Here is an 11,903-nt window from a genome sequence, read left to right on the forward strand (position 1 = left end):
GACCGTGCCATCCCCGTCCCGCCGTGTTGCGCAGGCGGTGGATGCTTTGCGCCATGGCTGGCCGCTGGCCATTGAGGGCGCTCCCATACTGGCGCCGGTGGAAACCTCGGCGAGGCACGATTTGCGGGCCCGGCATATGCTCCTTGGAGCGAGCCGTGCAGCGACCTTGAAGCTGACCAATCAGCGCGAGGCTGCGCGTGATGAAGGGCCGGTACTGTTGCGCGGTGCAGAGCCCTTTACGCTGATTGCAGCTTTACCGGTGGCCGATCCTTCACGCGATCTGGAAAGCCCGTTGAAAGGGCCGTTCCGGGCGGAGATACTTGACTGGCAACAGGCGGCCGATACGGCATTGGAACTGGCCCGAATCGCCGGAATTCTGCCGGCTTTTCTGGTCGCACCGGACAATGCCGAAGAGGCGCAGCCGGTGGAGTCAGGCGATCTGGAGGCTTGGCGCGATGCAACTTCGCTGGCCATCGCAACACGTGCCCGACTGCCGGTTGAGGCTTGCGAAAATGCGGAAATCGTGGCTTTCCGCTCGCCCGATGATATGCGGGAGCATGTGGCACTGATTGTGGGGAATCCCTCGGGTGAAACCACGCCGCTGGTGCGGTTGCATTCGGAATGTCTGACCGGCGATATTCTGGGCAGTCTCAAATGCGATTGCGGGCCGCAACTCGATGCGGCTTTGCGCGCTATGGCGCAGGAATCTGCGAAAAATGGCGGTTGGGGCGTGTTGCTCTATCTGAGGCAGGAAGGGCGCGGGATCGGTCTTATCAACAAGTTGCGCGCCTATCGCTTGCAGGATCAGGGATTCGATACGCTGGAAGCCAATCGGCGGCTGGGATTGCCGGAAGAGGCAAGAGACTTTCCGGTGGCGGCAAAAATGCTGGATTTACTGGGGGTTGAGGCTATCCGGCTAATGACCAACAATCCTGAAAAAGTTACCGCTCTGGAAGGAGCGGGAATGCGGGTTGTGGAACGGGTTCCGCATCAGTTGCCAGCCAATCGGCATAATGCGCATTATCTCGATACCAAACGTGATCGGGCGGGTCATCTGCTTGATTAATAAGAGGAAAAATCGTCTTTTAGCGTAGCTGACTGTCTTTGCTGCCGCGGCGATTGAAGGCTGAGGATGCCCGGCTGGTGCGATCGCGTTCCTGCTGACAGGCAACGCAGGTCCGCGCCCCGGGAAGGGCTTTGCGACGGGCTTCGGGAATTTCCTCCCCGCATTCCTCGCAATATAAACTTCCTTCACGATTTGAAAGGTTTGCGCGTGCCCTTTGCACCGCATCGCTGATTGTATCGTCGATCTGTTCCTGCACCGCGCCATCGCGGCTCCAGCCACCTGCCATGGGAAACCTCCTTGCACAGGATCAATCGACAAGGGGGCCAGAGCGTTCCCTAACAGGGCCAGACCGGCCCCGAAGAGGGCCATTAACGCTTTTCATAGGGCCTGATACCGTTGCTCAGCGCATTGCCTTCCATATCGAGCTGATCGTCCGACCAGTTGGCGACGAACACCGTGCTCCATCCGACTCCCGGAGCCAGTCGGGCATCATTGCCGACAATCGTCAGCCCGGCGGAAGAATTGTGACGGTTCTCGGCCGCCACGGCGATCAGTGCGGAGTGATTTTCCTTGTCGCGCCCCTGCACGAACCAGTTATTGCTGATCTGCCCGGTCGCCCCGGCTGGCAGATCGATCATGTAATTGGTCGCCCGCCCCTGCGAATCGTCGAAACTGCAACTGGCGATCTGCACCTGCCCGGCCCGGGATTTTACATAATGGCCGCCGCGCCCTTTCTCGAATCGGCTGCGGGTGACGCGCAGCAATTTGTAATCGCCGATATAGAGCGAATGGGCGCAACCGCCCGGTCCCGCGCAGGTGCCCAGCCCGGTGAAAGTCGAGCGGTCGATGACAATGGTGCCGGTCGGGTCGCCAGCGCTCAGAATGCCCTGCTGGCTGTTCTGAAACCAGCTTTCCGCCACAGTCAGATCGCCACCTTCGAGGCGGATGCCGGCCCCGTTATAATCGCGCACTTCGATATTGCGGAAAGTGAGCCCCGACACTTCGGCGCTTTGCCCGCGCAATACCAGCGCGGCTTTACCTTCGCAGGCGACGCCGTCGAAAATCACTGTGCCCGGCTCTTCGGCGAGATAGGAAATCGCGCCCCCTTCCTGCACCGCGCATTCGCGATAGGTGCCCGGCGCAATCGAAATCGTGCCGCTGCCCGTGCCGATGGCTTTCACTGCCGCCTGCAATGTAGGGAAATGCTGCCCCGTGCCGGCCAGGGTGAAAGGCGCGTTGCCGCTCTGCGCCCATGCGGCATTGCCGGACAGGGAAAGCCCTGCGGCCAGACACAGCGCAATGCCGGGCAGATGTTTCATCGAAAAACGTGCCGCGATTGCGGAAGGGTTTCTATCCATGGCCGGTCGTCCTGCCCCCAAACGGTTAATAATGCCGTAAGGATAAGGCGGTGGAGCGCCAGAGCAATCAATATTGGCGGATCACGGCCAGAAAAGCATCGCCATAGGCATCGAGCTTCTTCTGCCCGACTCCGCTGATCCGGCCCATTTCGCTGAGGCTGGACGGGGAAGAGAGCGCCATTTCGCGCAGCACCGCATCGTGAAAGATCACATAAGGCGGCACACCGGCCTGTTCGGCCATTTCGCGGCGCAGGGTGCGCAGCGCTTCGAACAGCGGATTGCCCACCGGATTCGCATCCTGACTGGCTCGCTTTCCGCGCGAGCGGCTGCGGGCCGGAGGCCGGGCAATCGAAACCGGTTTTTCGCCCAGCAGAATGGCCCGCGCAGCACCGCCCAGCGCCAGCCCGTTATGTTCGGTCTGTACCAGCACGCCATGGGCTTTCAGCGTGTGGACCAGCGGTTGCAGCAGAGGCGCTTCTTCGCGTTCGACAATGCCGAACACGCTGAGATTGTCATGCCCGCGCTGGCGCACCCGCTCATCCTCCATGCCGACCAGCACTTTCTGGATATGGCCGAAACCGAAAGTCTGCCCTGTGCGATAGACCGCGCTCAGCAATTTGCGGGCCAGCTCGGTCGCATCGATTACTTCGGGCGGGGCGAGGCAATTGTCGCAATTGCCGCATTGTTCAGGCGGATCTTCGCCGAAATGGCGCAGCAGAATCGCGCGGCGGCAGGCAGGCGTTTCGACCAGTGCGGCCAGCGCGTCGAGCCTTTTGCGCTCGCCTTCCTGGCGGGCATCGCCCATTTCGCCGAGCCGCTGGCGGGCAATGGCGAAATCTTCCGCGCCCCAGAACATCACCGCCTGCGAAGGATCGCCGTCACGCCCCGCACGGCCGGTTTCCTGATAATAGGCTTCGATCGATTTGGGGATGCCGGCATGGGCGACAAAGCGGACATCGGGCTTGTCGATTCCCATGCCGAAGGCCACCGTGGCGACGATCACCATATCTTCGCTGGCGACGAAGGCGGCCTGATTGGCGGCGCGTTCCTCGGGCGGCAGACCGGCATGATAGGGCAGCACGTCGCGCCCTGTGGCAGCGGCGAGTTTGACCGCCATATCCTCCACCTTGCGCCGGGTGGGGGCATAGACGATGCCGGGGCCGGGCTCGTCTTCCATCAGCCGGGCAATCTGGCGCACCGGATTGTCGCGGTGGCGAATCGTGTAGCGGATATTGGGCCGGTCGAATCCGGCCACGATCAGCCCGTCTTCGGGGATGCCGAGCTGGGTGAGAATATCGCCGCGCGTATGATGATCGGCAGTCGCCGTCAGAGCGAGGCGCGGCACTTCGGGGAAACTGTCCAGCAAGGGGCGCAGCCCGCGATAATCGGGGCGGAAATCATGCCCCCATTCGGAAACGCAATGCGCCTCGTCGATCGCGAAAAGTGCCACCGGGGCACTGGTCAGAAAATCGAGAAATTGCGGCTGGCTCGCCCTTTCGGGCGCGACATAAAGCAGATCGAGCGTGCCGGCGCGAAAAGCATCCATCGTTTCGCGCCAGTCGGCATCGGCGCTGGTCAGCGTGGCGGCGCGCACGCCATTCGCCCGGGCCGAGCGAAGCTGATCGTGCATCAATGCGATCAGTGGCGAGATCACGATGCAGGTGCCTTCCAGCATCACCGCGGGGAGCTGATAGGTCAGCGATTTGCCTGCCCCGGTAGGCATCACGGCCAGAGTGGACTGCCCGTTCAGCACACGATCCACCACCTGCCGTTGTACGCCGCGGAAATCGGGGAAGCCGAACACATGTTGCAGCGTGTCGCGCGGGTCGGGAAGCAGCGTGGTGTCATCAGCCATGACGTATCCCTGCCAGAAGGCACGGGTTTGGGGAACACCTCGCAGTGGGATAATTAACGATTTGCAACCGGGCGTCTCGCGGCTAGTTTGCCCGCCGCGCAGGGAAGCATTTGATTCCCTGCATTCGAAATTGATGAAGGGGTTACCCGATGAAGAAGATTGCTTACACCGCCATGGCTTCGGCTTTTGCCCTGGCTCTGGCTGCTTGTGGCGGCACGGACAACGCCTCGGACGATGCGACGGCCGACAATGTCGAAATGCCCGCTGACGAAGCTATGAGCACGGAAGGCGTGGAAGCGCCGAGCGCGGATGACGCTGCCGAAGCTGCAACGGATGCTGCCGAAGCCTCCGAAGATGCTGCCGATGCCACGCAGGCTGCTGCCAATGATGCCGAAGAAGCTGCCAATGATGCGGCGGCTGCGGCAGAAGCCGCCACCAAGGCTGCTGAAGACGATATGTAATTCAAGGCCGTTATGGCTTGTGATGCAAAAGCGGGCGGAGCCGGGTGCTCTGCCCGCTTTTTTGCTGGCACCGGGAAGGCGGTTCGGGCTGCGCGCCTTGCCGGTATTATTGCCCGCTGGCGGAGGATGCCGTTATGATGCCGGCCTATCCTTCGTTCATATGCTGAGGACTGTTTCTGAAATGCCCCGAATTTCGCTGCCTTTCCTTCTGCTGATGACCCTCTCATCGACCCTCGCCGCCTGCCAGAAAAGTGACAGCGATCCTGGCCCCGGCGGGGTTACTGTGGGGGAAGCCAAAGCGCTGGATGAGGCGGCCGAAATGCTGGAAAAGCCACAATTGCCCGAGGAAGCGCTGGAGCCCGGGCAGGAACCCGCGCCCGACGAACAACAGGCCAGGCCGCAGGAAGTGTCCGAAGGTCCCGAGGGGGCCTGAACGGCATGGGCACATTCCGGTAGTGCCCGCCGGTATTTTGATGCCGTCAATGCCGCGCGCTTGAGCTTTTTTGCCGAAAGCGGACGGTAAAAAGCCGGTCTACAGGTCGCCGATCCGGGAGCAGTGGCCGGCTGCGACACGCCATCCCTGTGCGCCCTTATGCCAGAGACGGGTATAAGCGAAGATGCCCGACACCGGATGCTGATCGTATGTCGCTTCGAGCTTTGCCTTGGTCATGGCGACGATAAAGCCATGGACGGGGTGGAGCGCTGTCTCGAACAGATCGAGCTGCTGAATCTGCAAGGTCCGGCTACGATGCGCTTCCAGATCCTCCGTCTTGGTCGTTACATCTCCCATCGGACCCGTGAAGACGAGATCATCTTCGATCAGTTCGGACAAGGTCTCCACATCGCCCGCCACCATGGCGGCCCGCAGGCGCTCTTCGCAGTTCAGTACGTCCTGTTTCTGGTTCATGGCTACTCTTCATATTTTCGATTGCCGCAAGCGGTACAGCCGGTTGTCCTCCTATGGAAGGGCGGCGTGGGCGCGTTTCTCCACCAAATTATGCCATTGGGGTTTCCATTGGATTCTGGTCGTTCGCCATCGCGCCATCCCTGTCTCTAAGTCTTTCCTTTCGCCGGATTTTCCTCTGTGGAACCTTTGCAATGATTTGCTTTCACATGGTTTGAATGGTATTGTTTCATTCGTAACCATGGCTGTGCAAACCTCTTCTTCTGCCGATTTTACGGAACTGCCTGTCGTCCCGGCGGGCACGTTTACGGCACCGCTCCGCCGTCCGGCGCATATCGGGGAAGACTGGCTCGAACCGCAGCAGCGTAGCTATGACAGCGATGAGGATGCGATCTGGAACGACCTGTTCGCGCGACAGATGGAGATTTTGCCGGGCCGGGCCTGCAGTGCCTTTATGGCCGGGCTCGACATGCTCGATCTCGGCCGCGGCGGTGTGCCCGAATTCGGCCTGTTGTCGCAGGAGCTGACGCGGCTGACCGGCTGGCAGGTCGTTCCCGTACCGATGCTGATTCCCGATCATGTGTTTTTCTGGCATCTGGCCAATCGCCGTTTCCCGGCGGGCAATTTCATTCGTACCCGCGAAACATTCGACTATGTGCAGGAGCCGGATGTGTTTCACGACGTGTTCGGCCATGTGCCTTTGCTGACCGATCCGGTGTTTGCCGATTATATGCAGGCGTATGGCAAAGCGGGGTGGACCGCTTTGCAGCGTAACCGATTGAAGGCGCTCGGGGCCTTATACTGGTATACGGTGGAATTCGGCCTGATCCGGGAAGAAGCGGGGCTGCGCATTTACGGGGCGGGTATTCTCTCCGGCCCGCGCGAAGCGGTGTTTTCGCTCGAAGCGCAATCGCCCAACCGGCTGATGCTGAGCGTCGATCGCGCGATGCGAACCGATTATGTCATCGACGATCTGCAGCCGACCTATTTCGTAATCGATAGTTTCGCGGATCTATATCATCAGACGGTGGAGCGCGATTTCGGCGATATTTACGACAGCCTGCCGCCCGGCTTCACCTATGCCAACAGTGCGGTGATCGATACCGACCATGTGCTGCATCGCGGGACGCAGGAATATCACCTGTGCGGCGGGCGCGGATCGGATGCCGCACCGGTATAAGCACCCGATGCGATAGTGGCGCAGACGGATGGCGGACATGAAAAAGCCGGCCCCGAACGGATCGGCGCCGGCTCTGTCATACCATAGAAATGGCTTATTGCGGATCGGCATCCATATCGTCAGCCGCGTCTTCCATGGCATCGGCCTTGGCTTCACCGGCATCTTCGATAGCGTCAGCCTTTTCTTCGGTAGCTTCACTGACATCGCCTTCGGTCATGGCATCGGCCGTAGCATCGGCCTGATCTTCGACCGCGTCGGCCTGGTCTTCCATGTTGTTTTCAGCAGCGCTGTCACAGGCAGCAAGGCCCAGACCCATAGCTGCGGCGGCAGCGAACATAGCAATCTTTTTCATAACTTTCCCCTTCTTTGAATAGGTTAACCCGATACAGGCTAGCCTGACGAATTATATTTTGGAACAGGCTATTTGCCCATAACGTTTATCGCAACTGGCGATTGCGAATAAAATTGAACGCAACAAGCAGGGCCACCGATCCCAACAGGGACACCAACAAGGTGCCTACCGAATTGGTTCCGCCAAAAATGCTGCTATTACTCAATAAGGGGCTGATAAATATATCCGCCAGCAAAGCGCCGACAATGCCGATCCCCATATTCAGCAAGATGGCGCTGCTGCTTTCGGCTCTCACCCAGATCGAAGCCAGCCATCCGAAGATGGCCCCCACAACGATCAAAAAGACAACGCCCATGTAACAATCCTTCACAACTCTCAGCATTTGAAAATGTTGAGAGGATAGATTGTTCCGCAAAGGTGTAACCTAGTTAACTTACGTATGTTCCTGAAGGTAGCATGAATAAAAGCCGGTTCCCGTTGTATAAAGTTATATAAAAAGGAACCGGCTTTTAGCTTTACCAGATCTTGATGCGCTTATCGGGCGGCAGATAGAGATCGTCGCCCGGCTTCACATTGAAGGCCTTGTACCAGGCATCGATATTGCGCACCGGCCCGTTGACGCGATATTTTTCCGGGCTGTGCGGATCGATCAGCAGACGCTGGCGCCCGGCGGCTTCGCGCTGGGTGGACCGCCAGACCTGCGCCCAGGCGAGGAAGAAGCGCTGATCGCCGGTCAGCCCGTCGATGACCGGCGCCTCTTTGCCGTTGAGCGACATCTTATAGGCGCGATAAGCAAGGCTGAGGCCGCCGAGATCGCCGATATTCTCACCCAGAGTGAACCGGCCGTTCACACAGGTCTTGCCGTCATCATAGGGGCAGAAGGCATCGTACTGGCTGGCCAGCGCGCTGGTCGCCGCTTCGAACTTCTTCTTGTCTTCGGGTGCCCACCAGTTGCGCAACATGCCGGTGCCGTCGGATTTGGCGCCCTGATCGTCGAAACCATGGCCCATTTCATGCCCGATCACCCCGCCGATCGCGCCGTAATTGACCGCCGGATCGGCATCGGGATTGAAGAAAGGCGGTTGCAGGATCGCGGCGGGGAAGACGATCTCGTTCATCACCGGATTGTAATAGGCATTCACCGTCTGGGGCAGCATGAACCATTCATTGCGATCGACCGGCTGGCCGAGACGCGACAATTCGTCCTGATGCTCCCATTTTGCGGCCGCAACCGCATTGGCCAGCGGGTCGTCCGGTGAAATAGTCAGCCCGTCATAGGTCTTGAAGGTGTCGGGATAGCCGATTTTCGGGGTGAAGGCGTCCAGCTTGGCTTTCGCTTCCACCTTGGTCGCATCGGTCATCCAGTCATTTTCGGCAATCGACCGGGCCAGTGCCTTGCGCAGATTGGCCACCAGATCGTCCATCGCCGCTTTGCTTTCGGGCGGGAAATAGCGCTTTACATAAGCCTTGCCGAGCAACTCGCCCAGCTCGCCTTCAGTGGCGGCAACTGCCCGTTTCCAGCGTGGACGCTGCTCTTCCTGACCGCTCAGCAGCTTGCCGAACAGCGCAAACCGCGCATCGTCGATTTCGCCGGGCAGAACAGCGGCGTGGCCGGAGAGGAACTGCGCGGCCATGAAGGCCTTGAGCGTGGCGAGATCGGTATGCGCCACCAGTTCCATCATGGCCGGAAGGCCGCCGCCGATGCCCGACAATGTGTCTTGCGACAGGCCAAGCTTTTCGGCTTCTTCGTCGCTCGGCGGCAATTGCGGGACGAGGAAAGCGGCCTGATCGGCCACGCCTGTGTCAGCGAGCATTTTCTGCGTCGGGAAATCGGGCGCCAGTGCGATCAGTTCGTCACGGCTCAGCTTGTTATAGGTGATGTCCCGGTTGCGTAGCGCGGTGCGATCCCATTCGAGTTCGGCCACCTGATGTTCGAAATGATAGACCGAATTGGCTGCGCTTTCAGGATCCTGATAACCTGCCTGGCCCAGCAGGAAAGCGAGATATTTCTTATAGGCCGCCTGAATGGTCCGGTTCTGTTCACTGTCGACCAGATAATAATCGCGGTCGGGCAGACCCATACCGTCAAAACCGATGCTGACAATATAGGAATCGGGGTCCTTGGAATCGACCGTAACTCCGCCGGTAATCAGTGCGGGCAGACCCGGCTCTTCCATTACTTTGACCAGCGCATCGAGATCGGGCGCGGCAAAGATCCGGTCGAGATAAGGCTGTGCCGGAGCCAGACCGGCGGCATCGATGGCGGCCTGATCCATATAGGACTGATAGGCATCGACAATCCTGCGTTCGTCGGTGCCGGGCGCCGGATCGGAAGCGATCAGATCGTCGACCACCGCTTTCACATCGGCAGTCGATTTCTCGCTGAGCAGATTAAAAGCACCAAAACGGGTATATTCGGGCGGGATCGGATTGTTGCGGACCCATTTGCCGTTCACATAGCCAAAGAAATCATCGCCCGGCTTGACGGATGGATCGAGCGAATCCGGATTGAAGCCCCATGTGCCGAAATCCATGGTCGGGGTGGGAATTGTCTCGCTCTGAGAGCTTTCGCTTGCGGATGTCTGGTCCTGTGCGGCGTTGTCCTGCGCCAGAACAGGCGTCGTCAACGCCAGAACGGCCGCGGAAACGCCGGCCGTCAGAAGGTATTTTAGCATATTCGACCTCTTTAAAGGTAGCCGCAGAACGGAAAAGCGCTGCGGATCGATGCTTTACTCCTATCGCAAGCGAGGCCCCCAGAGCAAACGCTGGTCGCTCCGTAATGGCGGTTCGTCGATTTGTAGCGCATCGGGGACCTGCCGGGGGCAGCACTGCAGCACCGCCTTACGCCGCGTTTACGCCGTCAAATTGCAGTGAAGCGAGATGGGCATAGAGCCCTCCGGCGCCGGACAGGTCGCCATGCGTGCCCTGTTCAACGATCCGGCCTTTGTCCATCACCACGATTCGGTCTGCCGCGCGTATCGTAGCGAGGCGATGGGCGATGACCAGCGTGGTGCGGTTTTCCATCAGCCGGTCGAGCGCCTGCTGCACCAGCCTTTCGCTCTCGGCATCGAGTGCGCTGGTCGCCTCGTCGAGCAGCAGGATCGGCGCATCACGCAGCAAAGCGCGGGCAATGGCTATGCGTTGCCTCTGCCCGCCCGAAAGCCGGGCGCCCCCTTCGCCGAGAAACGTGTCGAGCCCCTGCGGCAGATCGCGCAGAAAATCCTCGGCATTGGCGGCAGCGGCGGCATCCCAGATCTGTTCGTCGCTCGCATCCCACTTGCCATAGCGCAGATTGTCCCGCGCGCTGGCGGCAAACAGAATGCCTTCCTGCGGCACAAGGGCGATTCGGCAACGAATGGCGGCGGGATCGGCGCTGGTGAGCGGCACGCCATCGATCCGCACCCGCCCGGCCTGCGGGTCGTAAAACCGTTCGGCAAGCTGGAAGATGGTCGATTTGCCCGCACCCGAGGGGCCGACAATCGCCACCGTTTCGCCCGGTTCCACTGTCAGATCGAAATCGGCAATGGCGGCCTGTTCGGGCCGTGTGGGATAGCGGAAGGTGACATTCTGGAAAGCGATGCTGCCACGCGGCGGTTCGGGCAGGGTCTGCGGGCGGGCGGGCGGTGCGACTTCGGGTTTTTCCTGCAGCAATTCGCCCAGACGGCTGGCAGCGCCTGCACCGCGCAGCAAATCGCCATACACTTCGGTCAGCGAGCCGAAAGCGCCCGCTACCATCACGCCGGTCAGCACGAAAGCGGCGATCGTGCCGCCGCTCAGCGTGCCTTCGGCGACCTGAATTGCGCCCCGCCAGAGCAGTAGCGTGATCGAACCGAATATGAAGGTGATGAGCACACCGGTCATGATGGCACGCATCAGAATTCGTTGACGTGCCGTATCGAAGGTCGCTTCGACGGCTTTGGAAAACCGCCCTTCCTCACGCTTTTCCTGATTGAAACCCTGCACGATCTTCATGGCGCCGAGCACTTCGGATACCATCGAGCCGACATCGGCCACCCGGTCCTGACTTTCGCGCGAAATCCGGCGCAGGCGGCGGCCGAACCAGACCAGCGGCAGAACCACGATGGGTACGGCAATGACCAGCATGGCGGTGAGGCCCGGGGCGAGAAACAGCAAATAGGCAATTCCGCCAAGCACCATGATGAGATTGCGCAGGGCGACCGAGATGGTCGTGCCCACGACATGCTCTATCTGGGCGGTATCGGCGGTCATGCGTGAGGAAATTTCCTTGGGGCTGTTTTCCTCGAAGAAAGACGGGGAGAGGCGCAGCAGATTATGCTGCACCGCAAGACGGATATCGGCCACCACCCGTTCGCCCAGCCAGCTCACACTGTAGAAACGGCAGGCTGTACCGATGGCGAGAACCAGCACGATCAGGAACAGATAGCGGAACCAGCGACCGATATCGGCCATATCGCCGCCGGCTTCGAAACCGCGATCGATAATCAGGCGGAAAGCCGCCGGAATGGCCAGTGTAGCGGCTGCCGTGACGAACAGCGCCAGGCAGGCAAGAGCGACCCGGCCAGGATAATGCGCCGCAGCGCGCCAGATCATTGTCAGCGGGCCGATGGAATCGGCAGGCTGCACATCGCTTCGTGTGGAAGAACGGGCCATGCAAGCCCGTTAGACCATCGGGCGGCAAGTTTGAAGGGCCCGAGATTATCCTGCACTTGAAAGATCTTTCCGCAGTGCAACATAATGTGTAAATA

The 11,903-nt window shown here is 60.0% G+C and carries 12 protein-coding genes; 4 read left to right on the plus strand and 8 right to left on the minus strand.

Translation table 11 applies throughout. The annotated features are described in order from the left end of the window. The first annotated feature begins 4 nt into the window (after positions 1-4). The gene (gene ribA / locus D6851_RS04740; RefSeq protein ID WP_238473941.1) at positions 5-1,066 is read left to right on the plus strand and encodes a GTP cyclohydrolase II; all 1,062 of its coding nucleotides are present in this window, start codon (positions 5-7) and stop codon (positions 1,064-1,066) included. 19 nt (positions 1,067-1,085) lie between these two features. Here ribA and D6851_RS04745 read toward each other — a convergent pair whose 3' ends face one another. From D6851_RS04745 to recQ, 3 genes are all read right to left on the minus strand, one after another. Then, positions 1,086-1,352 carry a DksA/TraR family C4-type zinc finger protein gene (locus tag D6851_RS04745; RefSeq protein ID WP_120323729.1) on the minus strand — a complete coding sequence of 89 codons (267 nt, stop codon included), beginning with the start codon at positions 1,350-1,352 and terminating at the stop codon, positions 1,086-1,088. Positions 1,353-1,434: 82 nt separating this feature from the next. Beyond that, the gene (locus tag D6851_RS04750; protein WP_238473942.1) at positions 1,435-2,424 is read right to left on the minus strand and encodes a right-handed parallel beta-helix repeat-containing protein; all 990 of its coding nucleotides are present in this window, start codon (positions 2,422-2,424) and stop codon (positions 1,435-1,437) included. A 67-nt stretch (positions 2,425-2,491) separates the two neighbouring features. Continuing rightward, positions 2,492-4,279 (minus strand): DNA helicase RecQ, encoded by a 1,788-nt coding sequence (gene recQ / locus D6851_RS04755; protein WP_120323730.1) that lies wholly within the window; start codon positions 4,277-4,279, stop codon positions 2,492-2,494. 149 nt (positions 4,280-4,428) lie between these two features. On the opposite strand from recQ, the gene D6851_RS04760 reads away from it, so the two are divergent. Both D6851_RS04760 and D6851_RS04765 read left to right on the plus strand, forming a co-directional pair. After that, positions 4,429-4,740, plus strand: coding sequence for a hypothetical protein (locus tag D6851_RS04760; protein WP_120323731.1), 312 nt, complete (start codon positions 4,429-4,431; stop codon positions 4,738-4,740). 181 nt (positions 4,741-4,921) lie between these two features. Beyond that, positions 4,922-5,173 (plus strand): hypothetical protein, encoded by a 252-nt coding sequence (locus D6851_RS04765; RefSeq protein ID WP_238473943.1) that lies wholly within the window; start codon positions 4,922-4,924, stop codon positions 5,171-5,173. A 99-nt stretch (positions 5,174-5,272) separates the two neighbouring features. Here D6851_RS04765 and D6851_RS04770 read toward each other — a convergent pair whose 3' ends face one another. Continuing rightward, positions 5,273-5,647: a nuclear transport factor 2 family protein gene (locus D6851_RS04770; protein ID WP_120323732.1), complete on the minus strand. Its 375-nt coding sequence runs from the start codon at positions 5,645-5,647 to the stop codon at positions 5,273-5,275. 238 nt (positions 5,648-5,885) lie between these two features. Between D6851_RS04770 and phhA the strand changes: the two genes are divergently transcribed. After that, a complete protein-coding gene (gene phhA / locus D6851_RS04775; RefSeq protein ID WP_120323733.1) occupies positions 5,886-6,824 on the plus strand; it encodes a phenylalanine 4-monooxygenase in 939 nt (312 codons plus the stop codon). A 94-nt stretch (positions 6,825-6,918) separates the two neighbouring features. Here phhA and D6851_RS04780 read toward each other — a convergent pair whose 3' ends face one another. The 4 genes from D6851_RS04780 to D6851_RS04795 form a co-directional block, all read right to left on the minus strand. Next, positions 6,919-7,176, minus strand: a complete 258-nt coding sequence (locus tag D6851_RS04780) for a hypothetical protein (protein WP_120323734.1) — start codon at positions 7,174-7,176, stop codon at positions 6,919-6,921. An 85-nt stretch (positions 7,177-7,261) separates the two neighbouring features. Further along, a complete protein-coding gene (locus tag D6851_RS04785; protein ID WP_120323735.1) occupies positions 7,262-7,531 on the minus strand; it encodes a GlsB/YeaQ/YmgE family stress response membrane protein in 270 nt (89 codons plus the stop codon). A gap of 160 nt (positions 7,532-7,691) precedes the next feature. Next, positions 7,692-9,851, minus strand: a complete 2,160-nt coding sequence (locus D6851_RS04790; RefSeq protein ID WP_120323736.1) for a M13 family metallopeptidase — start codon at positions 9,849-9,851, stop codon at positions 7,692-7,694. Positions 9,852-10,017: 166 nt separating this feature from the next. Beyond that, entirely contained in the window at positions 10,018-11,808 is a 1,791-nt protein-coding gene (locus tag D6851_RS04795; RefSeq protein WP_120323737.1) for an ABC transporter transmembrane domain-containing protein, read from the minus strand. Positions 11,809-11,903 lie beyond the last annotated feature (95 nt).

Origin of the sequence: Altericroceibacterium spongiae (assembly GCF_003610805.1) — a bacterium.
In the GTDB taxonomy this organism is placed as follows: Bacteria; Pseudomonadota; Alphaproteobacteria; order Sphingomonadales; family Sphingomonadaceae; genus Altericroceibacterium; species Altericroceibacterium spongiae.

Bases quoted from the DNA above. Each gene is read 5' to 3' on its own strand.
- D6851_RS04745 (WP_120323729.1), bottom strand. From the start codon at position 1,352: ATGGCAGGTGGCTGGAGCCGCGATGGCGCGGTGCAGGAACAGATCGAC.
- D6851_RS04750 (WP_238473942.1), bottom strand. From the start codon at position 2,424: ATGGATAGAAACCCTTCCGCAATCGCGGCACGTTTTTCGATGAAACAT.
- recQ (WP_120323730.1), bottom strand. From the start codon at position 4,279: ATGGCTGATGACACCACGCTGCTTCCCGACCCGCGCGACACGCTGCAA.
- D6851_RS04760 (WP_120323731.1), top strand. From the start codon at position 4,429: ATGAAGAAGATTGCTTACACCGCCATGGCTTCGGCTTTTGCCCTGGCT.
- D6851_RS04765 (WP_238473943.1), top strand. From the start codon at position 4,922: ATGCCCCGAATTTCGCTGCCTTTCCTTCTGCTGATGACCCTCTCATCG.
- D6851_RS04770 (WP_120323732.1), bottom strand. From the start codon at position 5,647: ATGAACCAGAAACAGGACGTACTGAACTGCGAAGAGCGCCTGCGGGCC.
- phhA (WP_120323733.1), top strand. From the start codon at position 5,886: ATGGCTGTGCAAACCTCTTCTTCTGCCGATTTTACGGAACTGCCTGTC.
- D6851_RS04780 (WP_120323734.1), bottom strand. From the start codon at position 7,176: ATGAAAAAGATTGCTATGTTCGCTGCCGCCGCAGCTATGGGTCTGGGC.
- D6851_RS04785 (WP_120323735.1), bottom strand. From the start codon at position 7,531: ATGGGCGTTGTCTTTTTGATCGTTGTGGGGGCCATCTTCGGATGGCTG.
- D6851_RS04790 (WP_120323736.1), bottom strand. From the start codon at position 9,851: ATGCTAAAATACCTTCTGACGGCCGGCGTTTCCGCGGCCGTTCTGGCG.
- D6851_RS04795 (WP_120323737.1), bottom strand. From the start codon at position 11,808: ATGGCCCGTTCTTCCACACGAAGCGATGTGCAGCCTGCCGATTCCATC.